This is a genomic window from Paramicrobacterium chengjingii, assembly GCF_011751765.2.
Lineage (GTDB): Bacteria > Actinomycetota > Actinomycetes > Actinomycetales > Microbacteriaceae > Paramicrobacterium > Paramicrobacterium chengjingii.
Map to the genome: position 1 here is coordinate 1,593,945 of NZ_CP061169.1, position 26,665 is coordinate 1,620,609.

Sequence of the window (26,665 nt, forward strand, 5' to 3'; positions counted from 1 at the left end):
CGTGATTCTGGTCAAGTTTAGTGCGCGTCGCCGGGTGCGTCGGTCACCGTGGATTCAGAATCCCGCAGGTTGCGCGATTTCGAGGCGGCTGCCCCGGCCTCCGCGGCGCGAACGCGCTTACGCAGACTCTTCTCGCTCACGGTGCGCTGACCGAGAGCTCCTGGCGTCCACACCTCGACATCGTCAGCGCTGTAATCGCTCTTAGAAGCTCGGCGCTTCAGCTCGGGAAGGATAGCTCCCGGAGCAAGCCGCCGCGCCGTGATGAGAAAACCTGTGTGCCCGATCATGCGATGCTCTGGGCGCACTGCAAGACCCTCGACGTGCCAACCGCGCACCATCGTCTCTGTCGACTCGGGATTCGTGTAGAGGCCACTGTCCCCGATGGCCTCGGCCACCCGCGAGAGCTGCGTCACAGTGGCCACATAGCAGAGCAACACTCCCCCGGGGACGAGCGCGTCAGAGACGACGTCGAGGCATTCCCACGGCGCGAGCATGTCGAGAACGACGCGGTCGACGCTGGCTCGTGGCACAGCATCCGGCAGCTCTTCGGCTAGATCGCCGACGGTGACCGTCCAGTTCGGTGGGTCCTCGCCCGTGAACGTGGCCACATTGCCACGTGCAACATCGGCGAACTCGTCACGGCGTTCGAACGACATCAGAGTGCCGGCAGGCCCGAGTGCGCGCAGAAGCCAGAGCGAGAGTGCTCCCGAACCAACTCCGGCCTCAACGACGGTCGCCCCCGGAAAAATGTCCGCCTGCGCGAGAATCTGCGCGGCATCTTTCGGATAGATGATGGCTGCGCCGCGAGGCATCGACATGGCAAAGTCAACGAGTAGCGGCCGCAACGCCAGATAATCGATGCCCGCGGAATTGCCGATGACTGAGCCATCGGGACGGCCGATGATGTCGTCGTGGTCGATCATGCCCTTGTGGGTGTGAAACTGTCGTCCCGGCTCAAGCGTGATGGTGTTGCGCTTTCCTTTGGGCCCGGTGAGCTGCACACGGTCGCCGATGCGGAACGGGCCGCTGTTCTGTGGCCGTTCAGACGAAGAGCTCATGCGGGGCATCCGTTTCGGGGAAGGGAATGGAGAACAGGTCATCGATCGTACGTCCCTCGAGTGTTGGCCATATTGTGTGACTTGGCGCGTTTTCGATTGGGACCGCGTGCGGAATAGCGAGTGACCGGGCACCCGACGCGACGGCTGAAGCGAGACCATTGCGTGAGTCTTCAACGGCGATGCACTGCGTGATCGCAACACCGAGTCGGTCAGCTGCAGTGAGATACGCCTCAGGATGCGGTTTGGGCCGGGTCACTTCGTCGCCCGTGACCAAGATCTCGAACGGAACGAAGGGAAGATGACTGATGACCTGTTCGGCCATCGATCGCACAGACATTGTGACGAGAGCCATTCGCACGCCACTCGCGTTGAGCTCTGCCAACATTCGCTGTGCACCCGGTCGAAACGGAACTCCATCGAGAGCGAGTCTGCGTCGCACGGCCGTCGTGAGATGGGAAACGATGTCGTCTGGCTCCATATCGACGCCATGATCACGCAGAATCTGCGCAGAGTCCCACAATCCGGCTCCGACGAGAGTCATGGAGTCGACATGGGTCCAGGTGCGACCGTACGACTCGACGAGGTCGGTTTCGGCCTGGATCCAGTACGGTTCGGTGTCGACGACGGTTCCGTCCATATCCCACAGAACGGCCGCCGGAGCAATGGCAGTCACGTGTCACCATGCTACCGGCTTGCGCATGCGCCTATTGTGGAATGACCGCCGGACTGAAGGCGGAACATCGAGAGACACAGGATGCGTGTGACTGACGGACTGGAATTCTTGGGCGGGCGGCTGCTTGTCGTGGCGTTTGAAGGGTGGAACGACGCGGGAGATGCTGCGACAGGAGCAGTTCGGATGTTGAAGGATCAGCTTGAGCTCGTGCCGCTGTTCGATGTGGATCCCGAACTGTACTTTGACTTCCAATTCAACCGTCCGCTCATCTCGGCCGATGCTGACGGGCGAAAGAAGCTGACATGGCCGAGCGCCACCCTGTACGGGCCGACGCACCCCGCAGACCCCGTCGACAGGCTCGCTGACGATGCCGAGTTGCGTATCAGCGCGTCGAACAACGACAACATCTATCTGCTCGTCGGAACAGAGCCTTCGCGCAGCTGGAAGGCCTTTTGCGCCGAACTGCTTGATGCCGCGTTGACGCACGATATCTCGGCAATCATTTGCCTCGGCTCGATGCTTGCGGATGTACCTCATACCCGCCCGATCAGCGTTTTCACGAGCAGTGAGAGCAGCGAGGTTCGGCAGGCTCTCGACGTGGAGCGAAGCAGCTATGAGGGGCCCGTCGGCGTGTTGAGCGCTCTCTCTGACGCCGCAGACATTCTCGACATCCCAACACTGTCGATCTGGGCATCCGTTCCCCATTACGTTCAGCACTCCCCGTCGCCGAAAGCGATGCTTGCCCTGATCGACAAGCTGGAAGAACTTGTCGACGTGGTGATTCCTCGTGGCGACTTGATGGAGCAGGCGGAGGAATGGGAGCAGACGATCGACTCGCTCGCCTCCGACGATGAGGAGATGGCAGCGTACATCAAACAGCTCGAGGCAGCGCGCGACACGGTGGAGGCTCCCGAGGCCAGCGGCGAAGCGATTGCCCGCGAGTTCGAGCGCTATCTGCGCACGTCAGACGGACGCAGAGGGCCGGCACTCAGCGGCGACGACACCTCGAAGAGCCAAGGGCCGGTTGTTGCACCCGATGATCTGTCGAAAAGCAAAGGCAAAGCCAGTGACGAGGCGGCAAAAGAACAGCAGGATGCTGCAGATGAGCCATCGAAAGAGCGCGACGATGATGCCGACTCTGACTCAGATCAGGCGTGAGCGCTAGTTGAGCTCGACACCGAGGAGCGCGTGAATAGCGGCCTTGACTGATGCTGCGTCGTCGACACCCGAAGCCGACGCATCGTCCAGCACCGCGAGAGCAGCTGGGGTATCGAGGTCGTGGCGCAACGCCATTCTGACGTCATGAAGGACCGAGCTCGTGTGAGCGCCAGACGGCGAATCGGCGGCGAACCCGATCGACCATTCCGACATGCGCGCACTTGCGTTCGGGAGCAGATGGTCGGTCCATTCCCAATCGCTCCGGTAATGATGAGCGAGAATCGCCAGCCGAATGGCGCGCGGGTCTGTCCCCTGTGCGCGGAGCGCAGAGACGAGCACGAGGTTTCCGAGCGATTTCGACATTTTTTCACCCTGGTAGGCAACCATGCCCGTGTGGCTGAACACGCGCGCAAGCGGCTTGCCCGAGAGAGCTGCCGCGTGCGCTGCACTCAGCTCATGGTGGGGGAATATCAGGTCGCTCCCGCCGCCCTGAACCGTGAAGTCGGTGCCCAATTCGCGAAGGGCGATCACCGAGCATTCGATGTGCCAGCCAGGCCTGCCGTCTCCGAGAGGAGACGGCCAGTGCGGTTCGCCGTCGCGCGCCGCCCGCCAGACGAGTGGATCGATGGGGTCCCGCTTGCCCGCGCGGTCTGGATCGCCACCGCGTTCGCGGGACAGGGCAAGCATGGTCTCGCGGTCGTACCTGCTTTCGGACCCAAGCGCCCAGACTCCAGCGGCCTCGGTTGCAGCGATGTCGAAGTACACATCGTCACCTGACGATGACTCGGGGGTGGGAACCCGATATGCAGTCCCGTTCTGCACCATTCGTTCAACTGCGCGACCGATGGGATCGATGACGTCGGTGACCGCGACGAAATCGTCTGGCGGAATCACTCCCAGACTCGCCATGTCATCGCGGAAGAGGTCGATCTGCTCGTCGGCGAGATCGCGCCAGGCCACCCCTGTTTCACGGGCACGGTCAAGCAGCGGATCGTCGATGTCTGTGATGTTCTGTGCGTAGTGCACGGTCATTCCTGCATCGCGCCACACGCGCTGGAGGGTGTCGTAGGCGACATATGTGGCAGCGTGGCCCATGTGTGTCGCGTCGTACGGAGTGATGCCGCACACATACAGCCGTGCCGAGTCCCCCGTTTCTGCCTCGACGAGCGACGCGGACGCCGTGTCGTACAGACAGGGAGGCGTTGATTCGCCGGGGACGACAGGGATCTCAGGGCTTGGCCACGACTGCATGATCCCAGCCTAATGCTCTCGTCAGCCGGTCATGACGCCCGTGAGGAGCATCACGATGAGGGCGCCGCCCAACAGAATTCTGTAAATGACGAACGGAAGAAAGCTGTGCTTGGAGATCCACTTCATGAAGAACGCGATGACAAAAATGGCAACGACGAAGGCGACGACGGTCGCAGCGAGCGTTTCGAACGGGCCGAACAGCTCAGGCGTGCACTCAGCTATGCCAGGTTCACACGATGAGGCGATGCCCTTCGCCATTTGGTAGAAGCCGCTGCCGAGCACGGCGGGGATCGCCAAGAGGAAGGCGTAACGGGCAGCCGATTCTCGAGAGTAGCCGAGAAAGAGCCCTGCAGTGATTGTGCCGCCTGAGCGCGAGACCCCCGGAATGAGCGCCATCGCTTGAGCGAATCCGTAGATGATGCCATGCCCATAGGTGAGGTCTCCAAGCTCGCGTCGCTTGGCGCCGACCCAATCGGCGATGCCGAGGAGCACACCGAAGACGATGAGCGTGGTTGTCGTGAACCAGAGAGATCGCAGGACAGTCTCGATGGCATCTTGAAAAAGTAGCCCGAGCACGACGATGGGGACGCTGCCGATAATGATCAGCCAGCCCATTCGGGCATCGGGATCATTGCGCGGAATCTTGCCACGGAGGGCACGAAACCATGCACCGATGATGCGCACGATATCGCGCCAGAAGAAAATGATGACGGCGGCTTCGGTGCCGATCTGGGTGATGGCAGTGAAACGGGCGCCGGGGTCTTCGCCTGTGCCGAGAAATTCCCCGACGATGCGCAGATGCGCGCTGGATGAAACGGGGAGGAATTCGGTGAGGCCCTGGACGATGCCGAGAATTACAGCGTTTATGAGATCCACTTTTGGGGTATCCGCCTGTGATTAATGTGTTGTCTGTCAGTACGTGCGCAGCAGATCCGTCAGAACCTGCCTGCCAAAGACTAATGCGTCAAGCGGAACTCTCTCATCGACACCATGAAACATCCCTGGGAAGTCCATGTCTGCGGGCAGCCGAAGTGGCGCAAAACCGTACCCGTTAATTCCGAGCTTCGAGAGCGCTTTATTGTCTGTCCCCGCGGGCATGAGATAAGGAAGCACGGGAGCGCCCGGGTCGAAGGAGTGCAGTGAATGCTTGACAGCATCGACGAGGGCACCGGAGAACGGGTTCTCCAGGCCAACATCGCGATGGTTCACCTCGACCTCGATGTCAGGTCCGACAAGCTCCTGAATGAGGCGGATGACGTCTGACTCTTCACCGGGCATTGCCCTGATGTCGAGTCGTGCCTCCGCCGTATCGGGAATCACGTTGCTCTTGTAGCCGGCCCCGAGCATCGTTGGATTCGTCGTTGTGCGCAGCGACGCCTGTAGGAATCCCGCAGCGGTGCCCGTCGCCAGCAAAAGGTCATTCGGCGTCACCTGTGTGAAATCGACGTCGAGAATGCGTGCAATCTCGCGAAGGAGCTGTTCCGTTGTGTCCGTGAGCCGAACAGGCCAATCTTTCGTGCCAACTGCGGCAACCGCGTGAGCGAGCTTCGTGATGGCGTTGTCATGCATCACGCGTGAACCGTGCGAGGCAGTTCCGTGGGCACGCAAGGTCAGCCAGACCAGGCACTTCTCCCCCGTCTGCAGCAGATATGCGCGCTCGCCGTTGACATCGATGGAGTAGCCGCCGACCTCGCTAATGGCTTCTGTCGCTCCCTCGAACAGCTCCGGGTAGTTCTCGACAAGGTGATGCGAGCCGAGAACGCCGCCGTTCTCTTCGTCGGCAAAGAAGGCGACGATGAGGTCGCGTTCGGGCTGACCGTTCGCGAGGATGCTTGTGAGACTGGTGAGGATCATGGCGTCCATGTCCTTCATGTCGACCGCGCCGCGGCCCCACAGCATCCCGTCTCTGATGATGCCTTCGAACGGGTCCACACTCCAGTTACGCGGGTCGGCGGGAACCACGTCGAGGTGCCCATGTACGACGAGCGCAGGTTTGCTCGAGTCGCGTCCCTCGACGCGCGTGACCAGACTTGTGCGTCGAGGCTCTGAGTTGAATAGCTGTGATCTCAATCCGAGGTCATTCAGATAGGCCTCAACGTACTCTGCAGCTTCAGTCTCGCCCTTTGCCTTGCCGTTGCCGAAATTCGTTGTGTCAATTCTGATCAGATCGCGGGTAATCCGCACGGTCTCTTCGCTCGCCGCGGCATCCGCATGCGGGGTGGCGTCGTTGTCGATACTCGAGCTCATAGTTCAACGGTACCGTTGAGCGTGACGGGATTTCGTGGTGAGAAAGTGAAGTGGAAAATCGTGCTAGAGTCTTACCTCGGCGACGGAGACTTCTGGAGCCGAAACATCACGCGCGGGTGGCGGAATTGGTAGACGCGCTAGCTTGAGGTGCTAGTGCCCACATATAGGGCGTGGGGGTTCAAGTCCCCCCTCGCGCACGTGAGAGAAAGAGCCGGATCGAAAGATCCGGCTCTTTTGTTTTTCCGGATGTCTGAGCGTGGCTTGGCGGCACGGGCGCGGGAGTGCGCGTCATTCGCGCCCGATTCAGCACATCGGCAGTTGTGTCTCGGTGATCATTCAGTGTTCTACTACATATTGTAGAGATAAATGGATGAAAGGAACACTCCGATGGATGAACGATCACCCCTGCACGTGACAGTTTTGCTTTTCGACGGCGTCGAAGAGCTCGATGCGATCGGCCCGTGGGAGACCCTGCGGTTTTGGCAGCTGCTGACTGAGAACCGTGTCATTGTGCGGGCGGCCAGCATCGATGGGAACTCCGTGCGGTGCAGCCTTGGACTGACGTTCACGCCCGATTCGGCGCTGGATGACGGGCCGCGCCCAGACATCCTCGTTCATCCCGGAGGCGCAGGCGTCGAACAGCTGCGTGCTGATGACCAGCACCTCTCACGGCTTCGAGCACTGGCATCGGCGGGAACCATGCTGGCATCGGTGTGCAATGGGGCGCTCGTACTCGCCGCCGCAGGCCTGCTCGATGGACGCGAGGCGACAACGCACTGGAGTGCGCGAGACGACCTCACGTCAACGCATCCTGCTGTCACCGTCTGCTCTGACCAACGTGTCGTTGACGCCGGCGACGTCGTGACGGCAGCGGGGATCACCGCGGGCATCGATATGTCGCTTCATATGATCGAGCGCTTTGAGAGTAGTGAAACGGCGATTTCGGTGGCGAAGATTCTCGAGTACGCGTGGGAGCCAGGTTTAGCTCACTTCGCGGCTGTGTGACGCGGAGCGGGTAGCATTGATCAGCGCGGGCGTAGGATCGCCGCATGCCTGATTCGACGATGATCTGGACCCGTGTTGACGACGTCGACGATCGAGCGCGGCGCATCAGCGCGGCCGTGCGACACGTTGTCGTGCAACGTTCTGCCGCTGAACGTCGCGCGATCGATGCTCCGAAGAGGACAGATGGAGACATCTGGCTGCTGTCTGACGCGGGCCGGGATATCGCGTCCCTGTGGATGCTTCGAGATGGGGAACGCATCATTCTCGCGGATGTTGATGTGCGGGACGCCAGTCGAATTACAGGAAGCTCCCTGTGGTCACAGTTTCACGGGCTCGCCGCCCAGCAGGCCTGGGAAGGAGCCGTGCACGTCAGCGAGCTCGGTGAGGATCACCTCATTGCCGAGTTTGCCCGCGCGGCACAGGCGACGCGCGTGGCGACGAAGATGCAGGTGGCTGTTGGCGCTGTGCCGCCAGCACGGCGGATTTCGCTTGAGCCGATGACCGAACACGCGTTCTTCGAGTACCAGTCAGCTTCGATCGCTGACTATGCGCAGGAACTTCTCGCTAACGGTCTCGCCAACAATATGGCGGTAGCGCTGGAACGCTCGACGCAGCAGCTGCAGGAGCTTCTTCCCGACGGACTCCACTCGCCAGGTGAGCACCTCTGGACAGTGCGAGACAATACCGAGAAGGTCGGAATTCTCTGGGTTCACAGCGACGACGCACGCTCGTTCGTCTATGACATCGAGATGCTCGCAACGGCTCGAGGGCACGGGTACGGAACCGAAACGCTGCGCGCAGCTGCCGCGCATACCCGCGATGCAGGCTTGCCGACGCTCGCACTTAACGTCTTTGGCAGCAACGAGAGTGCCCGACGCCTCTATGAGCGGGAAGGTTACGTCGTCACCGAGATCATGTGGTCGGCCGCGCTGACGTGAGCGTTGGCTGTCAGGCTGGCAGCGCCGCCGGGCAGGACGGCGTAGGAGGCGGTCTCTGCCGTCAGCAATGCGGACGACTCCGCACGTCGACCGCAGCGTGCTCGGCGTCAGACGATCCCTGTGCGGTGCGCAAGGATCACCGCGCTGATGCGATCGCGCAATTCAAGTTTTGCCAGCAGTCTGCCGACATGAGTCTTGACTGTGGATTCGGCCAGATACAATCGCGCGGCGATCTCGCTGTTCGTGAGGCCGTCGCCGACGAGAACGAGCACATCGCGTTCGCGGTCAGAAAGCAGGGCAAGTTGGTCGGATGCCGCTGAGCCGCCGTTCTCAGGCAAAGAACCTCCGTACAGCTCAAGCATCCGTTTTGTCACGCGCGGCGAGATGGCGGCATCGCCAGCATGCACAGATCGCACAGCAGCGATCAGCTGGTCTGCCGGGGCATCCTTCACCAAAAAACCGCTCGCTCCCGCATTGAGGCCGCTGAAGGCATACTCGTCGAGATCGAACGTCGTCAATACGACAACACGCGTCTCCGGCCGGTCTTCGACAATCCGACGTGTTGCCTCGATCCCGTCAACGCCCGGCATCCGCACATCCATGAGGACGACGTCAGGTTCGAGCTCTCTCGCGCGCGCGATGCCTGATTCGCCATCAGCGGCTTCTCCAACCACGGTAAAGTCCGCGACGTCGCCGAGCACCATGGCGAGCCCGAGGCGCATGAGGTCTTGATCGTCGACGAGTAAAATGCGGATCGTCACTGAATTACACCTTCCTGATCAGGAATCGTGAAGCGGACGATCCACATGGAACCCTCGCGCCGCGCGCTCGCCACTCCCCCGAAGATCGCTGCGCGTTGCAGCATACCCGTGAGTCCTCGCCCTGAGCCGTGCTCGACACCCGCTGACTGCTGCTTACCGTCGTCGCTGACCGTGACAACGCACCCGTCAGAGAAATCCAGCTCGACGCTCACCTCTGTGGGGCTGTCAGCGTGCTTGAGAACGTTCGTCAGCGCCTCTTGGACTGTGCGGTACACGGCGAGCTGAGCGCCGGGCGACGGCGGCGCCGTTCCTCTTTGGTGCACACTGACCGGAACGCCCGCGCGCACGTAGTCCTCGATCAGTGTCGGAATCTGGTCAACGGTCGGCTGCGGCTCGTGAGACGCCTCCTGATCGCCGAGTGCACCGAGCATGCGACGGGTATCGGCGAGGGAACGTCTGCCGGTTTCAGCGATGTGGCCAACGGCGCGCGAGACGTCAGCGTACTCCGTCGTCTCCCCCAGCCGAGAGCGCGCCCCATCGGCAAGCCGCACCATGACGGTGAGGCCGTGCGCAATGACGTCGTGCATCTCACGAGCGATGTGCTCACGTTCGTCGGCGACGGCGAGTCTGGCGTTCTGCTCCTGCTCGCGCTCGAGTGACTCGGCGTGAGAGAGGAGGGCGGAGACGTAGAGCCGTCGTTCTCGAATGCTGATGCCGACGACAAGGATGGCGAATAAGACAACGATGGCGAAGAGTGTGTTTCCGGGGCCGCCGAGAACCTGGTCTTGCCCCGAAAAACCATAGACAAGAATCACGACGGCGAAGGCTGCAAACGCAAGCTGGGCAATGCGGGCGGCTCTCGCTGCCCGATCGGATTGGTGAGCGCCAAGCGAATAGACGGCTATCGCCGTCGCGAGGATGCCCGCCCAGCCATACATGAGCGTGAACACGCCGATCGCCGCGACAAGGGCGAAAACGATAATGGGATGGTTCCGGCGAAACAGCAGAGCCGCACAAGAGATCACTGCCATGAGGTACCTCACGACAACGATCCAGCCTTGATAGGAGCCATCCGCGTTCGAGCCAATGCTTCCAGACACGGCGAGTTCATCCTGCGCAATCGCCAACAGCCAGACGGCGGCAAGGAGTCCAACGAGAATTGCGTCGATTGTGCGTGGGTGCGCGGCGACGACTCTGCCGACCCGCCCGGACGGACGGGGTAGCTTTCGGGGTGAAGACGACGATACTGCGCTCACGGACGCCTCGCTTTCCTGATCGCTTCGAGAGTACGCGGGCGATCGGCGAGCTGTCATCAGTCCGCGGTGCCGATCGACTGATCCCACGGGACGACTGACGGCTCACGGCAGCGGTGAATCAGCGGGCGCCGCCGAGCTTTCGACGAAGAAACTCGATGCGCGCCTGCAGCTGCGTCACACTGGCCTGCGGCACGGCCGGCCCTCCGCAGACGCGGCGCAATTCCGCATGTACGAGGCCATGCGGCTGGTTCGTGTTCTTCGCGTAGAGCCCCACGAGGCTGTTCAGCAGGCTGCGCTGCTCTTTGAGCGTGCGATACAGCGGCTTGTCGGCATCCTGCTGCTCTGACGTGCTCGATTTCTGCCGTGAATCGATGCGCTTGGCCTGTCGGCGATGTCTTTGCGTGAGAAGCTCGTGCACCTGGTCGGGTTCGAGAAGGCCGGGCAGACCGATGAAATCGTATTCTTCCTCGGTCTCCGGCTGAGCATAGCTGCCGAACTCTGCGCCGTCATACACAACGCGATCAAACTGCGCATCGCTCGAGATGGCCTCGTAGCTGAACTCGTCCATGAGGCCGTCAGACGCCTTGTCTGGGCGATTGGCATCGGCGACCATGGCATCTTCGGGGTTCCAGAGGTCCCCCTCGCCTGAGCCGGAGTCCTTGCGGTCAAGTGCGTGGTCCCGTTCCCGCTCCAGTTCGTTCGCCAACACCATGAGCTGTGGAACATTGGGAAGAAAGACGGATGCCGTCTCGCCACGCCTGCGGGATCGCACGAACCGGCCGATGGCCTGTGCGAAGAACAGCGGTGTCGACGAGCTGGTCGCGTAGACGCCAACGGATAAGCGCGGTACATCGACGCCTTCCGACACCATGCGCACGGCGACGAGCCATCGAGTGTCGCTTGACGCGAACTGTTCGATGCGGTCGCTGGCCTCCTTTTCGTCAGACAGCACGACTGTGGGCTTCTCCCCCGTGATCGTGTGCAGAATCGCGGCGTAAGCGCGCGCGGCGTAGTGGTCGGTGGCGATCACCAGTCCACCAGCATCCGGTACTGCATTTCGTACTTCAGAGAGCCGCCGATCGGCCGCCGTGAGAACCTGAGGAATCCAGGCACCCTCGGGGTCAAGGGCCGTGCGCCATGCCTGTGAGGTGATGTCTTTCGTATTGTCTTCGCCGAGGCGGGCTTCCATCTCATCGCCTGTGTTTGTGCGCCACCGCATGTGGCCGGCATAAACCATAAACATGACCGGTCGCACGACGCCGTCGGCAAGTGCACGGCCGTAGCCGTAGTTGTAGTCGGTCAGTGACGTGCGGATGCCATGCCGGTCGGGAAGGTACGTGACAAACGGAATCGGGGCGGTGTCGGATCGGAACGGAGTGCCCGTCAACGATAACCGTCGCGTTGCGCCTTCGAAGGCTTCACGGATCGCGTCCCCCCAACTGAGTGCGTCGCCGCCATGATGAACCTCGTCGAGAATGACCAGAGTGCGTGACGATACGGTGATGTCACGATGGAGCGCAGCGCGCACAGCTACCTGGGCGTACGTGACGACGACGCCGTGATAATGCCCAGCGTACCGACCCTGACGGTTGGTGAACGTGGGATCGAGGCGGATGCCAGCGCGATGCGCAGCGTCGGCCCACTGCTTCTTCAAATGCTCAGTCGGCGCGACGACAGTTACGCGATCGACGGTTCGACGAGCCAGCAGTTCAGCGGCAAGGCGCAGTGCGAACGTTGTCTTGCCTGCGCCGGGGGTCGCCGCGGCGAGAAAGTCGCGTGGCTCGTCACGGAAGTAGACATCCATGGCCTCCTGCTGCCACGCGCGCAGTTTGCCGACGGTTCCCCACGCAGCCCGCTCGGGGAACGTCGGCGAAAGATGCTCAGCCGCCGCCGTGCCGATACGGGGTGTTGGATGTTGCAGGGAATCAGGGCTACTCACGACCTTCGTACTGTACCCGAAGCAGCCGACAGTCTGAGATCACGACGCACGTGCGTCGGGAGGACGCGATACGGTGGCATGTGTTCGACTTCGTGGGAAGGTGCTTTCTGTGACTGACAGCGCGCAACGATCGGCAGGCGAACCGGCACACCCGGCTCAGCAGCATCCGTGGTCACGTTACGTCGCGATCGGCGACTCGTTCACCGAGGGAATCGGCGACCCAGAACCTGCGCTTCCCGGTGGAAACCGCGGCTGGGCAGACCGCGTCGCCGAGGTGCTGAGCCAGGGCTCTCCCGACTTCGCCTACGCCAACCTTGCCGTGCGGGGCAAACTCATCAATCAGATTGTCGCTGATCAGATCGAGCCGGCACTGGAGCTTCACCCCGATCTCATCACCATCTCTGCGGGTGGCAATGACGTGATCAGGCCGGGAAGCGATCCGGATGCCATCGCCCGATTGTTCAATCAAGCGATCGCTCGCCTTCGCAGCGACAACGCGACGGTTGTCGTGTTCACGGGCGTCGACGTGGGGTTCTCCCCTGTGTTTCGGGGAATCCGCGGAAAGGTGGCGATCTACAACGAGAACATTCGTGCAATCGCCGACGCGCACGACTGCATCGTCGCCGACCAGTGGGCGCTGAAGAGCGTGCAGGACACGCGGATGTTTGCGCCCGATCGTCTGCACATGAATGCGTTGGGGCACCATGAGGTTGCACGGATGGTTCTGCGTGCACTCAACGTCGACAACGACCTGCAGCCGATGAAGCCGGAGCCGCTGCCCTCACGTTCGTGGCGACGCGCCCGGGCCGAAGACCTCGTGTGGGCCCGCGAATATCTCGTGCCGTGGGTGCTGCGCCGCATGCGACACCAGTCGTCTGGCGACCATGTGACTCCCAAGCGTCCCGTGGCCGGGCCATTCAGGCGCAGCGAAGACTGAGCCTCAACGTCTGCGCAGTTCCCACAATGCAACGGCGCTTGCCGACGCGACGTTGAGTGAATCGACGCCGTGCAGCATCGGGATGATGATGGTGGTGTCGGCGCTGCGAAGCGCGCGGGGGCTGAGACCGTCGCCTTCGGCGCCGAGGCAGAGCGCCACCTTGTCTGGGGCATTTTGTGAGAAATCATCGAGCATGACAGCGTTGTCGTCGAGGGCAAGCGCGACAACGTGGAACCCGGCGGTTTTCACCTCGGCGATGGACGATGACCAGTCCGGCATCCGCGTCCACGGCACCTGAAGAACGCAACCCATGCTGACCCTGACGCTTCGACGATACAGCGGGTCGGCACAGCGTGGCCCGATGAGCACGGCGTCCGCTCCGATCCCCGCGACAGCTCGGAAGATGGCTCCGACGTTCGTATGGTCGACAATGTCTTCGAGCACCACAATGCGGTGGGCGTTCGCGATCGTGTCGGCGACAGTTGCGAGCGGCGGTCGATGCATCGACGCGAGTGCTCCCCTGTGCATGTGGAATCCCGTGAGCTCCTCCAGCACGTCAGACGTGCCGACAAAGACGGGGACGTCGGGAAACGGAGCAAGATCGGGCTCGATGTCGGCAAGCCATTTCTCTTGCAGCAGTATCGATCGCGGCACATGTCCTGCGGCAATCGCGCGGCGGATCACCTTGGGTGATTCGGCAAGGTACAGGCCACCGTCCGGCTCGAGCACACGCCGCAGCGCAACGTCGGTCAGCTGGGAATAGTCCCGCAGGTCGGGAAGGTTGAGATCGGTGATGGGCGTAATGCGCACGTGAATCCTTTCGAGAGCCGCTGCCCGTCGATGCAGAGTCGAGTGCCAGCCGCGTCTACTATCGTCGCAGGTAGCGACGGCAAGGAGAGACGATGACGGCGACGAATGCGCGTGAGACACGTCGGATCGACGAAGCCGCAGATCTCCTCACCGATCGCCGCATCGCGTTCCTCACTGGTGCTGGAGTAAGCACCGACTCCGGCATCCCTGATTATCGCGGCGACGGTGCTCCGCGCCGCACGCCCATGACGATCGAGCAGTTTCTCGCCGACGAGGTCGCGCGCAAGCGATATTGGGCAGGCAGCCACCGCGGGTGGAAGATGTTCGACGCCGCGGCGCCGAACGATGGTCATCGCGTGATCGCACAGTTCGAATCGGCAGGGTTGTCGACGGGCGTGATCACTCAGAATGTGGACTCTCTGCACGGTCAAGCGGGCAGTAGGCGGCATGTCGAGCTGCATGGAACTCTGCACCGCGTCGTGTGTCTCTCGTGTGGACAGGTGTACAAACGGCATGATCTGGCGCGCACACTTGATGAGCTGAACCCCTGGCTCGAGAATCCGGATGCTGTCGAGATCAATCCGGATGGCGATGCCGACGTTGCCGATCCCAGTCGTTTCGTCGTGCCGGGCTGTGAGCTCTGCGGCGGCATTCTGAAGCCCGAAGTCGTTTTCTTCGGAGAAGTGGTTCCCACAGCGACGTTCCGGCTTGCAGCAGGTCTTGTGGCACAGGCCGATGCTCTCGTTGTCGCGGGGTCGTCACTGGTTGTGAACTCGGGTATTCGCATCGTCGAAATCGCCAGGCGGCGAAACCTGCCGATTGTCATTATCAACCGCGGTGATACCAAGGGCGATTCGCGCGCCACCATTAAGCTGGATGCTGGCACGACAACGACTCTCGCGGCACTCGCCGTCCGCCTGATTCGCCGATGACCGGCCTCGTCGCAGAAAGGGCACACGTGACTCAGATCACCTTCGTCAGGCATGGGCAGACCGACTGGAACCTCCAGCGGCGGATCCAGGGGTTGACGGACATTCCGCTCAACGACACTGGGCGAGCTCAAGCTCGTCGGGCCGGGAAAGAGCTAGTTGGCGGCGAGTGGGACGTCGTCGTGTCTAGCTCTCTGAGCCGTGCGAGAGAAACCGCAGAGATCATTGCCGAACAGATTGGTCTTCCCGTGCCGAACGTCGTCGAAGGACTGCAGGAGCGAGCACACGGCGACATGGAAGGAATGACCTTCGAAGAGAGGCAAGCTGCTTTCCCCGGCGACGCCGTCGTTCCCGGGCTTGAAAGCCGCGATGCCGTGATTGACCGGGTGCTCGCTGCTCTCGACGGGTTGGCCCACGTGACAGGCGGCATCCGCATTTTGGCCGTATCGCACGGCGGCGTGATCGGGTCGCTCATTCGTCATGCCACAGCCGGTCAGCAGCCAACGGCCGGTCAGGTGATCGCGAACGGCTCGTACCACGACTTCAACTGGTCTGAGGGATCACTGTCGCTCGTCACTCTGCGTGCTCAGGAAGCTGACAAAGATCTTCCGCCTCTGAGGTTCCCTCAGCGCTGATTGTCGCTCCGCGCGCGCGAGCGACGCTCCCTGTGTACCTCGTAGAAGAGCGCCATGAGCTGATCTGTGTGCTCTGACCAGTCGCTTCCAGACGGGCTCAGTACGTTGTGCGGGTCGAGCCTGATGATGGCCTGGCCCGGCCGCGTCGCGGTGACAGCGTCGCGCTGCCCCGCGCCGGCGACGGCCACGACGGCATCGGCGCCACGCTGCAGGAGCCGATGGAAGACAGGCCGAAGCGGTCGCAGCATCCGCCCTCCGACCCCGGAATACACGTCGGGGTGCGTGGGGGCGGCAGATCCGACGACGAGGCCGTAGCGCCGCCCGAGAGTGCTCCAGACAGGAACAGGCGAGAAGAGCACGTCGACGCCGGCCTCGTTGAGGCCAAACGGTGTGACGAGGTCACGAACGTCGTCTGCAGCGCGAAGGAGTTGCCAGGGCAGCGGAGGAAGCACGTCACGTTGCCGGTGATCGCTGATCAGCATGGTGAGCGGGTGCACGACGCCCAGTGCAGAGACAAGGCCTCGCGTTGTCATGCTCACCGCGTCATCGTCGCTCGGGGTGACGAAGCGGCAGTCGACGACAAGCCTCACAGGTCTCCTCTCCCCACGAACTCCTGAATATACCGTGCCGCATCGGCAGGTGCCTCGTAGTGAATGAGGTGGCCCACGTTGGGTATGACCCGAAGAGTCGCTGCGGCGAACAGGGACGTCAGATGCTGCTGGGCGGCGATGGGCGTGAGGTCGTCGCGATCCGACGCAATCAGCAGCACGGGCTGGTCAATGTGCCCGGCGAACTCGCTCACGTCATTGCTCACCGATGCCTTGAAAGCCTCGAGAACGACGTCGCGGTCGGCAAACGCGCTGAAATAGGCGTCATGCTGATCATGGATCCACCCGCGCAGTTTTTTGTCCCGGGTTTTCGCCATCGTTTCGCTCATGACGCGTACGATCATCGGGTTGCGCAAGAGCGAGAACCCGAGACGAGCGGGAAGCAGAGCGCCAGCCCGATAGTACGCAACGGCAAGACGAGTCAGGATGCCGCGGGGCCCCGCGAGTGCAGGGGCGGCGATCGGGTTGATCAAAACCACACGGGGTGCAGCCAACCCCCGTGCGACTGCGGCTGAGACGATAATCGATCCAAAGGAGTGCCCGACGATGACTGCGGTGCCCTCGATGCCGAGAACGCGTGTGAATTCAGCGAGCCAGTCAGCATAGTTCTCAATGTCGTGCCGTCGATCGGCGAAGCGCGACGACTCACCGAAGCCCGGAAGATCGGGGGCGATGATGCGTACGCCCGAAAGATTCGCCACCACCGGTTCAAGCCCATGGTGGTCACCGCGAAACCCGTGCACGAAGACCAGCGTCAGTGGTGCATCCGATTTTCCGTACTCCCAGTATCGGGTGCTCGTTGCGAGCACGTCGATCACGGCGTCGCGCACAGGAATGCGCTTGAGCTGCTCTGCATACGGGGTGGTCTTCGGCATCAGTGTTCCAGTTTAGGGTGATCCTCCTCAGATTCTCTGCCGAGTGGTCCTAGAATCGGTGGGACATCGCGCCCGCGCCATTGCCTGAGAGGGTTCCCTTCGTGACGTTCACAGCCCCCATTCAACTCCCCGGTCTTGCTCGAGACCCGCTGTGGCATCGCCGGGCGGTCTTCTACGAGGTCATGGTGCGCTCGTTTGTCGACAGCAACGGCGACGGTACGGGCGATATGGCAGGTTTGATCTCGAAACTCGACTATCTTCAGTGGCTGGGCGTGGACGCCCTGTGGATTCCGCCGTTCTTCGATTCACCGCTGCGCGACGGTGGGTACGATGTCGCCGACTATCGCTCGATCCTCCCCGAATTCGGCACACTCGACGAGTTCACCGAGCTCGTTACGAAAGCGCATGAGCGCAACATGCGCGTCATCATCGACTTGCCGCTCAATCACACGTCCGATCAGCATGAGTGGTTTCAGCAGTCGCGGTCTGACCCCGGGGGGCCATATGGCGACTTTTACGTGTGGAGTGACTCAGACGAGAAATGGCCAGATATTCGCATCGTCTTCACCGACACCGAAGACTCGAACTGGGCCTTCGACTCCGAGAGGCGCCAGTACTACTTTCACCGCTTTTTCTCGCACCAGCCCGACCTGAATTACGCCAACCCGGCCGTGCACGAGGCGATGTTCGACATTGTGCGGTTTTGGCTCGACCTTGGCGTCGACGGGTTTCGGCTCGACGCGATCCCGTATCTGTATGAATCAGACGAAGGCAACGGTGAGGGCGAGCCTGAGACCCATGACTTCATTCGCCGTCTTCGATCCATTGTCGACGCCGAATATCCGGGTCGGATCATGCTCGCGGAAGCCAATCAATGGCCTCGCGAGGTGGCGGCGTTCTTCGGCACGGATGACGAGCCTGAATGCCATATGGCATTCGATTTTCCCGTCATGCCGCGAATCTTCTACGCGCTGCGCTCTCAGCAAGCCGAGGAACTCGTGCGGGTGCTCTCGGAAACGACGGAGATACCGGATTGGGCCGGCTGGGGCGTCTTCCTTCGCAACCACGATGAGCTGACTCTGGAAATGGTGAGCGAGGACTATCGCCAGGCGATGTATGGATGGTACGCCTACGATCCCCGAATGCGCGCCAACGTCGGTATCAGGCGTCGGCTCGCCCCGCTTCTCGATAACTCTCGCGCGGAGCTCGAGCTCACGCACGCGCTGCTCTTTGCGCTGCCAGGCAGCCCGTTTCTCTATTATGGCGACGAGATCGGCATGGGTGACAACATCTGGCTCCCCGACCGCGACTCGTCTCGCACGCCGATGCAGTGGACGCCCGACCGAAACTCAGGGTTCTCTAACGCCGACCCGGGAAAGCTGTACCTTCCTGTTGTCCGATCGCTTGTGTATAACTACACTCTCGTCAACGTTGAATCGCAGCTGGCACAATCACGGTCCCTGCTGCACTGGGTGCGCAATGTCATTCACGTGCGCAAGAGCCACCCGGCGTTTGGCCTCGGCACCATGAGCGTCGTTGCGTCAAGCCACGACTCGATACTCGCTTTTGTGCGCGATTACCCGGGCGCATCGACGCCGGGCGGCGAACGTGCCGAGCGTGTTCTCTGCGTGTTCAGCTTCGCTCACAACGCGGTGTCCACCACCCTCAAGCTTCCCGACTTCGCCGGGTGCGAGCTCCGTGACATCTTCGGCGGCGCCGAGTTTCCAACGGTCGGTGACGACGGCACAGTGACCCTGACAATCGGAACGCAAAGTTTCTATTGGCTGCAGGTGTTACCGGCCGGTGCTGGCCAAGCCGGGTACTGAAGCGGATTGCTGTCTGAACGTCAGTCGTGAGTCATAGGGTGTGAGCGTGTCTATCAACAAGGGTCATTGGTCAGAGTCACTGGGCGTATTCGATCTCGAGACGACGGGGATCGACGTCGCGACGAGCCGAATTGTGAGTGCAAATGTCAGCGTGCTCGACGGAGGCGGAAACATCGTCTCTCGCACCGACTGGCTTGCCGACCCCGGAATTCCCATTCCCGAGCAGGCATCGAACATCCATGGCATCACCACCGAGCGGGCACGCGCCGAAGGCCGCCCCTCGGCTGACGTCGTGGCAGAGATCGTCGCGGCACTGCGCGACGTCTTTGCCAAGGACCTCGCCGTCGTTATCTACAACGCGCCATACGACCTGAGTCTGCTGCGTCACGAGGCTCTCCGCCATGGTATCGAGCCCATCGGCAACCCGCGGCCCGTTATCGACCCGCTCGTGATCGATAAGGCAGTCGATCGCTATCGCAAAGGTAAGCGCACCCTCGACGTCGTCGCCGCGCACTACGGCGTAGAGCTGCTCGACGCGCACGACGCATCATCTGATGCCATTGCGGCCGGGCGAGTGGCGCAAGCGCTCGCACGTACGTTTCCGCAGGCGCTCTCACTTGATATCGCCGAACTGCACGAGATGCAGGTCGGCTGGTGCTCTGCTCAAGCGCAGAGCTTTCAGATGTACATGCGCACGAAAAAGGGGCGACTCGATTTTGTCGCCTCGGGCGACTGGCCCGTTCGCGTGTGACGCGTGCCGCGCATGCGATCGAGTATCGGCGGCCGCTCACACGAAAGTGGGCCCGGTTCCAACGGAACCGGGCCCACTTTCGTGTGGCTGTTACTTGCCGAAGTTCTTGAATCGCTGGTTGAACTTCTCAACTCGGCCAGCCGAGTCGAGAATGCGCTGCTTGCCCGTGTAGAACGGGTGCGATTCTGACGAGATCTCGACGTCAATAACCGGGTACGTCTCACCGTCGAGCTCGATGGTCTTGTCGCTCGACACCGTGGAACGCGTGAGGAACGTGGCGCCCGAGGCGAGGTCGCGGAATACGACGGGTGCGTACTCGGGGTGAATGGCAGTCTTCATAAGGATTCCTTCGTCGTACAGAGATCAGATGCTCGTCTGCCGCGAGAGATACGCAGACAGAGAAGTCCGGGGCTTGCGCCGACTAACTACTTTAGCAGATGTCGGGAGATCTCATCGCGCCCGGGCTGCGAAGCGGCCGTCACGGTCGGTGAGTTCGATCGTCATATTGAACGTCTCGCTCAAATTCTCTGACGTGAGGGATTCGGCAAGAGGGCCTGCAGCCACGATGCGTCCATCCCGCAGCAGCATCGCGTGCGTGATTCCCGTGGGGATCTCCTCGACGTGGTGCGTGACCATCACGATCGCTGGCGCGTCGGTTGCCTGTGCATAGCCACTGAGAAGGGCAAGAAGCTCTTCGCGTGCCCCGAGATCGAGGCTCGCAGCCGGCTCATCGAGAAGCAGCATCTCCGGGTCGGTCATGACTCCCCTGGCGATCTGTGCGCGCTTCTGCTCGCCATCACTCAGCGTGCCAAAGCGGCGATCTGCGAGGTGATCAAGCCGCCATTCGGCGAGAACCCGGTGTGCGCGTTTCTCATCGATTCCCTCATATGCTTCGTTCCAACGACCTGTCACCGAATAGGCCGCGGTCATCACCACGTTGAGAACTGTCTCATCGAAGGGAATCCGCTTTGCCATTGCGCTCGACGCGAATCCGATCCGCGGACGAAGCTCAAAGACGTCTACGCGACCGAGAGTCTCGTCGAGAATCGAAACGTCACCGCTCGTCGGGTACATGAGCGTTGACGCCAGCTGCAGCAATGTGGTCTTTCCCGCGCCGTTCGGACCGAGGATGACCCAGCGCTCAGCAGCATCCACTCTCCAGTCGACGCTGTCGAGAATTGCTGTGCCGTTGCGAACGACAGTGACATCGGTGAAATCAAGAACCGTCGACATGCCTCCCAGCCTAACGGTCGCGCCGTCGCCTGTGCGTCGAGGTAGCCCGTGTCGTGCCATGATCGATGTGAACAGCACACCCCAGGTTGAAGGAGTAGGCCGCAGCATGCCGCGTCGCGAAACCGATGTTCCAGCCGCACGTTTCCTCGTCGTACTCGACGCCGACTCAACGCTCATCCAAGATGAGGCAATCGAATTGCTTGCACAGGAGTCCGGATCCTCCGCCCAGGTGGCCGAGGTGACGGAACGGGCGATGCGTGGCGAGCTTGATTTTGCCGAGAGCCTTCGGGAGCGCGTCGCGACTCTTCAGGGAATTTCGGATGCTGTCTTCGCCCGAGTGTCAGGTCGAATGCGGCCGACTCCCGGCGCTGCCGAACTCGTTGAAACCGTGCACGACGCCGGTGGCCGCGTCGGGGTTGTCTCGGGAGGATTTCACGAACTGCTCGACCCCGTCGCCGAGAGGCTTGGTGTCGACGTCTGGCGTGCAAATCGTCTCGTGGTGTCTGAGGGACGTGTGACGGGGCAGGTCGACGGTGACATCGTCGATGCTGAGGAAAAGGCGGCGACGTTGCGAGCGTGGGCGCAGCAGGCGGGCGTACCGCTTCGTTGCACGATTGCCATCGGTGATGGTGCGAACGATCTTCGGATGATGGCCATCGCGGGCCTGAGCGTTGCATTCAACGCCAAGCCGGCGGTGCGCGATGCCGCAGATGTCGCGCTTGATCGTGTCGATCTCAGCGATGTGCTGCCGCTGCTCGGACTTCGAGGCTGATCAGCGACGAAGCGGGTGCGGAATGTTCAGTGCCCCATCCCCAGGCCGCCGTCAACCGGTATGACGGCTCCCGAGATATACGACGCATCGTCGCCCGCGAGCCATGTCACAACGCGAGCGACTTCGCCAACCTGCGCAAAGCGACCGGCGGGAATGCTCTTCTTGTACTCGGCCTGCGTGGCCTCGGGCAGCTCGGCAGTCATGTCGGTTTGGATGAACCCAGGTGCCACGATGTTCGCGGTAATTGCACGCGCACCGAGCTCTCGTGTGATCGAACGAGCCATGCCGACGAGACCCGCCTTTGACGCCGCGTAGTTGACCTGCCCGGCAGAGCCGAGGAGGCCGACGACGCTTGAGATCAGAATGATGCGACCGAAGCGTGCCTTGAGCATTCCCTTAGACGCGCGTTTAACGACGCGGAATGCACCGCCGAGGTTGGTGCTCACGACGTCGTCGAAGTCATCGTCGCTCATGCGCATGATCAGCATGTCACGCGTGATTCCGGCGTTGGCGATGACAACTTCGACGGGACCGAGCTTGGCCTCGATCTCGGTGAACGCGGCGTCGATGCTTGCGGAATCTGTGACATCTGCGCGCACCGTCAGCGTGCCTGCCGGCCCCTCGCCGGAACGGGCTGTCACAGCGACGTTGTGGCCCTCGGCGACAAACTGCTCGGCAATCGCGTACCCGATGCCTCGATTGCCCCCGGTGACGAGAACGGTGCGCTGGGTTGTCATTGGTGTCCAATCCGAAGGGTTGCGAACATGAAGTGTCAGGTTACGAGCATACAAAAGTCGTAGTCTTGAGGTGATGAAAAAGGCATCGATCACTACCCTCGGAATGACGCCCGAGGAAGAGCGGCACCGCCGAGTCGTCAAGTACTCGGTGGCGATGAGCATCCGTATGATCTGCATCGTTCTCATGCTCTTCGCCCAAGGCTGGTGGTTGCTCGTCTGCGCGATCGGTGCCATCGTTCTGCCGTACATCGCCGTTACCATCGCCAACACCCCCGTGCGCTCGCGCGCGGTAGTTCAGGGTCCAGGCGGCGTCATGGTGGTGCCTTCGACAGCCGAGAACGCGGGCGGGCCGGATGATCGGACGTACGACGACGACCGTCAGAATCGTGAGACACCGTGATCGGAATCGGCGCAGAGCCGGGTGCTCACGAGTGTTCGCGAGCGGGATGCCGGCTGACGGCGACATGGCGAATCGGTTGGCGTAATCCTCGCATTCACGCGGCCGATCGCGAGAAGGTCTGGCTGGCCTGTGATGAACACGTCGACTATCTACGGGACTTCCTTGAAGCTCGAAGTTTCCCCGTAGCGGTGACCGCGTTCGCGGACGGGAGCGGTCAATGAGCAGCACGTGGTCCTTTGCCTTCAGTTGGCGTTGGGTCGGATACCTTTCCGTGGCCATTGTCTTCGCCGTTGTCTGTGGGTTTCTCTCGAACTGGCAGGTGAACCGTCTTCACGAGAAGGAGCAGATTCAAGCGCTTGTCGACAACAACTGGAGCGCCGATCCAGTACCGCTTGACACTGTCGTACCTGAACGAGACAGCTTTGACGACGCGCATGAGTATCAGCCCGTGACCATGACGGGCGTGTACATGGTCGACGCCCAGGTTCTGGTACGCAACCGCCCCCGCTCCGGCAAGCCAGGGTTCGAGGTCATCACTCCCCTCAAGCTCGAGTCAGGGAACATCTTCATGGTGGATCGTGGCTGGGTTCCGACGGGAAATGAACAGGATCTCCCTGACTCTGTTCCTACCCCGCCGACGGGCACAGTCACGGTGACAGCGCGCGTCAAGCCAGGCGAACCCGTGCTTCCCGGACGAGGCGCGAGCACGGGCCAAATCGCGACGATCAATCTGCCCGATCTTGCCTCACGGGTCTCGGGCGAGAGCTATATCGGGGTGTACGGTCTGCTCATCTCCGAAAGTCCGGCACCAGCCGAGACGGCGCCGCTTCCCGCCTTCGAACCCGAAGTGAACGAAGGTCTTCACGCTTCGTACGCGATTCAATGGGTGATCTTCGCTCTTCTCGCCTTCGCATTTCTTGCGTACGCCGTACGACAGGAATACCGACAACGAAACGCCGAAGATCCCCGCGTCCGTGAGGACGCCGAAAAACGGGAACGCAAGAGACGCGAGAAGCGAACGGATGCCGATGTCGAAGATGAGATCCTCGATACCGTGCACTGAGGCTACGCGAGTGAGATGAGTTCCGCGTAGTCCTTCGTCCACAGGTCTTCGACCCCATCGGGCATGATGAGGACGCGCTCCGGGTTGAGCGCTTCGACGGCACCCTCATCGTGACTGACGAGGATCACCGAGCCCTCATAGTGTGCGAGCGCATCGAGAATCTCGCTGCGGCTTGCAGGATCGAGGTTGTTGGTCGGCTCGTCCAACAACAGCACGTTCGCACCCGATACGACGATCATGGCGAGAGCCAAACGTGTCTTCTCTCCACCTGAGAGAACCCCGGCAGGCTTGAGCACGTCGTCGCCCGTGAACAGAAACGATCCGAGTACACGACGGGCCTCGGTCTCCGTCAGACTGGGAGAAGACGACATCATGTTCTGAAGCACGCTCCGTGCTCCGTCGATCGTCTCGTGCTCCTGTGCGTAGTAGCCGACACGCAGACCATGACCGGCATCGATCACGCCGGTATCGGGCTCATCGACTCCCGCAAGAATGCGCAACATTGTTGTCTTTCCGGCACCGTTGAGTCCCAGAATGACGACTCGTGACCCGCGATCGATTGCGAGATCGACAGCGCTGAACACTTCGAGCGACCCGTAGCTCTTGCTGAGACCAGAGCCCATGAGAGGCGTACGACCGCAGGGCGCTGGCTTAGGAAAGCGCAGCTTGGCGACCCGGTCAACCTGCCGTACCTCCTCAAGGCCCGAGAGCATTTTCTCTGCGCGCGCGACCATCTGGTGGGCGGCAGCGGCCTTCGAGGCCTTCGCCCCGAACTTCGCAGCCTGCTGTTGCAGCGCCGACGCCTTCTTCTCGGCGTTTGCGCGCTCCTTCTTACGGCGCTCCTGGTCTGCTTCGCGCTGCCGCTGGTAGTTCTTCCAGTTCATGTTGTAGACGTCGATCGTCGTGCGATTGGCGTCAAGATAGAAGACTCGATTGACGGTCTCCCCCACGATCTCGATGTCGTGACTGATCACGATGAATCCACCCGCGTAACTCTTCAGAAACTCGCGAAGCCACACGACAGAATCCGCGTCGAGGTGGTTGGTCGGCTCATCGAGGATCATCGTTCCCGCGTCAGAGAAAAGGATGCGGGCGAGCTCAATGCGGCGCCTCTGCCCACCGGAAAGCGTTCCCAGCTGCTGGTCGAGAATGCGGTCGGGAAGGTTGAGGTTGCTCGCGATCGAGGCAGCCTCTGCTTCGGCGGCGTAACCACCGAGCACGTTGAAGCGTTCTTCGAGACGCGAGTACTTCTTCATCGCTGCGGCGCTTGTCGCTTCGTTGTCACTGGCCATCGCATCGGTGGCCGCGCGCATTCCGCTCACGATGTCGCCGATGCCGCGCGCGTTCAACACACGTGTACGCGCCGACTCTTCAGGGTCGCCGGACCGCGGGTCCTGCGGAAGATATCCCAGCTCACCGGAGCGCTCGACGGTTCCTTCATTGGCCTGCAGGTCTCCTGCGAGCACCTTGGTGAGAGTGGTTTTGCCCGCGCCGTTTCGCCCGACGAGGCCGATCTTGTCGCCCGGTTGCACACGGAAGCTGACGTCCTGCATCAGCACGCGAGCTCCCACGCGAATCTCGAGGTCTCGGACGTTCAGCACTGGGGATCCGTTCTCCCGTCATGACGGGGGTGAATATTGTGAATGACAGCGTCATGGCTCGGCTCCGGTTGAGGAGCCGAGCCATGACGTCGTGAAGCGTTCAGATGGCGAAGCCGAGAGCGCGCATCATGTCTCGACCATCGTCTGTAATGCGCTCGGGGCCCCATGGCGGCATCCACACCCAATTGATGCGGAATTGCTCCACGACGCTCTCGAGTGATTCGGCAGTCTGCTGCTCGATAACATCCGTGAGCGGGCACCCCGCGCTTGTCAGCGTCATGTGGATGATCAGCGCGTCTGTCTCATCATCCCAGCTGAGGTCGTAGATGAGTCCGAGGTCGACGATGTTGACCCCGAGCTCGGGGTCCATGACGTCCTTCAGAGCCTCTTCGACCTCGTCGAATTTCTCAGGGCTGAGCGTTGTGACCATACCGTTATGATACGGCTGTTTCAGTGAGGAAGCGATCGTAGCCCTCTTCCTCAAGACGATCGGCCAGTTCAGGGCCGCCCTCTTCGGCAACGCGTCCGTTCACAAACACGTGCACGAAGTCCGGCTTGATGTACCGGAGAATGCGTGTGTAGTGAGTAATCAGCAGAACCCCGAGTCCGGTGTTCTCCTTAGCACGGTTCACGCCCTCAGAGACAACGCGCAGCGCATCCACGTCAAGTCCGGAGTCCGTTTCGTCGAGAACGGCGAACGTGGGCTTGAGCAGTTCGAGCTGAAGAATCTCATTGCGCTTCTTCTCACCGCCGGAGAAACCCTCGTTGACATTGCGTGCCGCAAAGCTCGAGTCCATGCGCAGGTTCTCCATGGCGCCCTTGACGTCTTTCATCCACCCACGGATGCCCGGCGCTTCGCCATCGATCGCGGTCTTCGCAGTGCGAAGGAAGTTGGTAACTGTGACTCCCGGGATCTCGACCGGGTACTGCATGGCGAGAAAGAGCCCCGCACGAGCCCGTTCGTCGACGGTCATACTGAGCACATCTTCGCCGTCGAGCGTGATGCTTCCGGAATCAACCGTGTATTTCGGATGCCCGGCGATCGTGTAGGCAAGCGTTGACTTGCCAGAACCGTTCGGGCCCATGATGGCGTGTGTTTCGCCAGTGTTGATCGTGAGGTTGACGCCCTTGAGGATGGGCTTGGTTCCCTGGTCGGTTTCGACGCTGACGTGCAGGTCGCGAATCTCGATGACAGACATGGG

Annotated in this window: 29 protein-coding genes and 1 tRNA gene; 13 read left to right on the plus strand and 17 right to left on the minus strand. The window is 61.6% G+C overall.

The genetic code is table 11. The features are described 5' to 3' along the window. Positions 1–17: 17 nt before the first annotated feature. Positions 18–1,058, minus strand: a complete 1,041-nt coding sequence (locus tag HCR76_RS07800; protein WP_166989749.1) for a tRNA (adenine-N1)-methyltransferase — start codon at positions 1,056–1,058, stop codon at positions 18–20. Next, entirely contained in the window at positions 1,042–1,731 is a 690-nt protein-coding gene (locus HCR76_RS07805) for an HAD family hydrolase (RefSeq protein ID WP_166989751.1), read from the minus strand. The genes HCR76_RS07800 and HCR76_RS07805 overlap by 17 nt, the downstream gene beginning before the upstream one ends. A gap of 87 nt (positions 1,732–1,818) precedes the next feature. Between HCR76_RS07805 and HCR76_RS07810 the strand changes: the two genes are divergently transcribed. Continuing rightward, on the plus strand, positions 1,819–2,889 hold the full coding sequence (locus HCR76_RS07810) for a proteasome assembly chaperone family protein (RefSeq protein ID WP_166989753.1): 1,071 nt from the start codon (positions 1,819–1,821) through the stop codon (positions 2,887–2,889). A gap of 3 nt (positions 2,890–2,892) precedes the next feature. Here HCR76_RS07810 and mshC read toward each other — a convergent pair whose 3' ends face one another. From mshC to HCR76_RS07825, 3 genes are read right to left on the minus strand one after another with little or no spacing between them, the layout of a single operon-like run. After that, positions 2,893–4,140: a cysteine--1-D-myo-inosityl 2-amino-2-deoxy-alpha-D-glucopyranoside ligase gene (gene mshC, locus HCR76_RS07815; RefSeq protein WP_166989755.1), complete on the minus strand. Its 1,248-nt coding sequence runs from the start codon at positions 4,138–4,140 to the stop codon at positions 2,893–2,895. A 21-nt stretch (positions 4,141–4,161) separates the two neighbouring features. Further along, the gene (locus HCR76_RS07820; protein ID WP_166989757.1) at positions 4,162–5,016 is read right to left on the minus strand and encodes an undecaprenyl-diphosphate phosphatase; all 855 of its coding nucleotides are present in this window, start codon (positions 5,014–5,016) and stop codon (positions 4,162–4,164) included. Positions 5,017–5,052: 36 nt separating this feature from the next. Continuing rightward, the gene (locus HCR76_RS07825; RefSeq protein WP_166989759.1) at positions 5,053–6,387 is read right to left on the minus strand and encodes a M20/M25/M40 family metallo-hydrolase; all 1,335 of its coding nucleotides are present in this window, start codon (positions 6,385–6,387) and stop codon (positions 5,053–5,055) included. Positions 6,388–6,497: 110 nt separating this feature from the next. Here HCR76_RS07825 and HCR76_RS07830 point away from each other — a divergent pair. The 3 genes from HCR76_RS07830 to HCR76_RS07840 all read left to right on the plus strand — a co-directional run bounded on the left by HCR76_RS07830 (position 6,498) and on the right by HCR76_RS07840 (position 8,330). Beyond that, positions 6,498–6,584, plus strand: a tRNA-Leu gene (locus tag HCR76_RS07830). Positions 6,585–6,774: 190 nt separating this feature from the next. After that, the gene (locus tag HCR76_RS07835; RefSeq protein ID WP_166989761.1) at positions 6,775–7,392 is read left to right on the plus strand and encodes a DJ-1/PfpI family protein; all 618 of its coding nucleotides are present in this window, start codon (positions 6,775–6,777) and stop codon (positions 7,390–7,392) included. 44 nt (positions 7,393–7,436) lie between these two features. Further along, on the plus strand, positions 7,437–8,330 hold the full coding sequence (locus tag HCR76_RS07840; protein ID WP_166989763.1) for a GNAT family N-acetyltransferase: 894 nt from the start codon (positions 7,437–7,439) through the stop codon (positions 8,328–8,330). A 107-nt stretch (positions 8,331–8,437) separates the two neighbouring features. On the opposite strand, the gene HCR76_RS07845 is transcribed toward HCR76_RS07840, so the two are convergent. The 3 genes from HCR76_RS07845 to HCR76_RS07855 all read right to left on the minus strand — a co-directional run bounded on the left by HCR76_RS07845 (position 8,438) and on the right by HCR76_RS07855 (position 12,286). Continuing rightward, positions 8,438–9,052: a response regulator gene (locus HCR76_RS07845; protein ID WP_198248199.1), complete on the minus strand. Its 615-nt coding sequence runs from the start codon at positions 9,050–9,052 to the stop codon at positions 8,438–8,440. Between the two features lie 35 nt (positions 9,053–9,087). Further along, entirely contained in the window at positions 9,088–10,347 is a 1,260-nt protein-coding gene (locus HCR76_RS07850; protein ID WP_166989767.1) for a sensor histidine kinase, read from the minus strand. Positions 10,348–10,465: 118 nt separating this feature from the next. After that, on the minus strand, positions 10,466–12,286 hold the full coding sequence (locus HCR76_RS07855; RefSeq protein WP_198248162.1) for a DEAD/DEAH box helicase: 1,821 nt from the start codon (positions 12,284–12,286) through the stop codon (positions 10,466–10,468). 109 nt (positions 12,287–12,395) lie between these two features. Between HCR76_RS07855 and HCR76_RS07860 the strand changes: the two genes are divergently transcribed. Further along, positions 12,396–13,223, plus strand: coding sequence for an SGNH/GDSL hydrolase family protein (locus HCR76_RS07860; protein WP_244971521.1), 828 nt, complete (start codon positions 12,396–12,398; stop codon positions 13,221–13,223). Positions 13,224–13,226: 3 nt separating this feature from the next. Here the strand turns inward: HCR76_RS07860 and HCR76_RS07865 are convergent, their stop codons facing one another. Continuing rightward, positions 13,227–14,033, minus strand: coding sequence for a TrmH family RNA methyltransferase (locus HCR76_RS07865; RefSeq protein WP_166989769.1), 807 nt, complete (start codon positions 14,031–14,033; stop codon positions 13,227–13,229). 92 nt (positions 14,034–14,125) lie between these two features. Between HCR76_RS07865 and HCR76_RS07870 the strand changes: the two genes are divergently transcribed. Further along, on the plus strand, positions 14,126–14,965 hold the full coding sequence (locus tag HCR76_RS07870) for a Sir2 family NAD-dependent protein deacetylase (RefSeq protein WP_166989771.1): 840 nt from the start codon (positions 14,126–14,128) through the stop codon (positions 14,963–14,965). A gap of 26 nt (positions 14,966–14,991) precedes the next feature. Next, positions 14,992–15,597, plus strand: a complete 606-nt coding sequence (locus tag HCR76_RS07875) for a histidine phosphatase family protein (protein WP_166989773.1) — start codon at positions 14,992–14,994, stop codon at positions 15,595–15,597. Here HCR76_RS07875 and HCR76_RS07880 read toward each other — a convergent pair. Both HCR76_RS07880 and HCR76_RS07885 read right to left on the minus strand, forming a co-directional pair. Further along, on the minus strand, positions 15,588–16,187 hold the full coding sequence (locus HCR76_RS07880; protein ID WP_166989775.1) for a hypothetical protein: 600 nt from the start codon (positions 16,185–16,187) through the stop codon (positions 15,588–15,590). The two genes, HCR76_RS07875 and HCR76_RS07880, sit on opposite strands and share 10 nt — an antisense overlap. Further along, positions 16,184–17,080, minus strand: coding sequence for an alpha/beta fold hydrolase (locus HCR76_RS07885; RefSeq protein ID WP_166989777.1), 897 nt, complete (start codon positions 17,078–17,080; stop codon positions 16,184–16,186). Before HCR76_RS07885 ends, HCR76_RS07880 begins: the two co-directional genes overlap by 4 nt. A gap of 101 nt (positions 17,081–17,181) precedes the next feature. Here HCR76_RS07885 and treS point away from each other — a divergent pair, with 101 nt between their 5' ends. Together treS and HCR76_RS07895 are read left to right on the plus strand one after the other, a co-directional pair. Further along, positions 17,182–18,906, plus strand: a complete 1,725-nt coding sequence (gene treS / locus HCR76_RS07890) for a maltose alpha-D-glucosyltransferase (RefSeq protein ID WP_166989779.1) — start codon at positions 17,182–17,184, stop codon at positions 18,904–18,906. Positions 18,907–18,952: 46 nt separating this feature from the next. Continuing rightward, complete coding sequence (locus HCR76_RS07895; protein WP_235934051.1) at positions 18,953–19,657, plus strand: 3'-5' exonuclease; 705 nt, start codon at positions 18,953–18,955, stop codon at positions 19,655–19,657. A gap of 90 nt (positions 19,658–19,747) precedes the next feature. Here HCR76_RS07895 and HCR76_RS07900 read toward each other — a convergent pair whose 3' ends face one another. Both HCR76_RS07900 and HCR76_RS07905 read right to left on the minus strand, forming a co-directional pair. Next, on the minus strand, positions 19,748–19,996 hold the full coding sequence (locus tag HCR76_RS07900) for a type B 50S ribosomal protein L31 (RefSeq protein WP_098407993.1): 249 nt from the start codon (positions 19,994–19,996) through the stop codon (positions 19,748–19,750). A gap of 111 nt (positions 19,997–20,107) precedes the next feature. Then, on the minus strand, positions 20,108–20,890 hold the full coding sequence (locus HCR76_RS07905; RefSeq protein WP_166989781.1) for an ABC transporter ATP-binding protein: 783 nt from the start codon (positions 20,888–20,890) through the stop codon (positions 20,108–20,110). 106 nt (positions 20,891–20,996) lie between these two features. Here HCR76_RS07905 and serB point away from each other — a divergent pair, with 106 nt between their 5' ends. Further along, complete coding sequence (gene serB, locus HCR76_RS07910) at positions 20,997–21,662, plus strand: phosphoserine phosphatase SerB (protein ID WP_166989783.1); 666 nt, start codon at positions 20,997–20,999, stop codon at positions 21,660–21,662. A gap of 26 nt (positions 21,663–21,688) precedes the next feature. Here serB and fabG read toward each other — a convergent pair whose 3' ends face one another. Then, on the minus strand, positions 21,689–22,399 hold the full coding sequence (gene fabG, locus HCR76_RS07915; protein WP_166989784.1) for a 3-oxoacyl-ACP reductase FabG: 711 nt from the start codon (positions 22,397–22,399) through the stop codon (positions 21,689–21,691). A gap of 73 nt (positions 22,400–22,472) precedes the next feature. On the opposite strand from fabG, the gene HCR76_RS07920 reads away from it, so the two are divergent. From HCR76_RS07920 to HCR76_RS07925, 3 genes are read left to right on the plus strand one after another with little or no spacing between them, the layout of a single operon-like run. Then, the gene (locus HCR76_RS07920; protein WP_166989787.1) at positions 22,473–22,799 is read left to right on the plus strand and encodes a DUF3099 domain-containing protein; all 327 of its coding nucleotides are present in this window, start codon (positions 22,473–22,475) and stop codon (positions 22,797–22,799) included. Beyond that, complete coding sequence (locus tag HCR76_RS17575; RefSeq protein ID WP_166989789.1) at positions 22,796–23,020, plus strand: hypothetical protein; 225 nt, start codon at positions 22,796–22,798, stop codon at positions 23,018–23,020. The genes HCR76_RS07920 and HCR76_RS17575 overlap by 4 nt, the downstream gene beginning before the upstream one ends. Next, positions 23,017–23,862, plus strand: a complete 846-nt coding sequence (locus tag HCR76_RS07925; RefSeq protein WP_166989791.1) for an SURF1 family cytochrome oxidase biogenesis protein — start codon at positions 23,017–23,019, stop codon at positions 23,860–23,862. The genes HCR76_RS17575 and HCR76_RS07925 overlap by 4 nt, the downstream gene beginning before the upstream one ends. Positions 23,863–23,864: 2 nt before the next feature. Here the strand turns inward: HCR76_RS07925 and abc-f are convergent, their stop codons facing one another. The 3 genes from abc-f to sufC all read right to left on the minus strand — a co-directional run bounded on the left by abc-f (position 23,865) and on the right by sufC (position 26,662). Then, on the minus strand, positions 23,865–25,463 hold the full coding sequence (abc-f, locus tag HCR76_RS07930; RefSeq protein ID WP_166989793.1) for a ribosomal protection-like ABC-F family protein: 1,599 nt from the start codon (positions 25,461–25,463) through the stop codon (positions 23,865–23,867). A gap of 100 nt (positions 25,464–25,563) precedes the next feature. After that, positions 25,564–25,893: a metal-sulfur cluster assembly factor gene (locus tag HCR76_RS07935; protein WP_166989795.1), complete on the minus strand. Its 330-nt coding sequence runs from the start codon at positions 25,891–25,893 to the stop codon at positions 25,564–25,566. A gap of 4 nt (positions 25,894–25,897) precedes the next feature. Continuing rightward, on the minus strand, positions 25,898–26,662 hold the full coding sequence (gene sufC / locus HCR76_RS07940) for a Fe-S cluster assembly ATPase SufC (protein WP_166989797.1): 765 nt from the start codon (positions 26,660–26,662) through the stop codon (positions 25,898–25,900). Between the last annotated feature and the right edge of the window lie 3 nt (positions 26,663–26,665).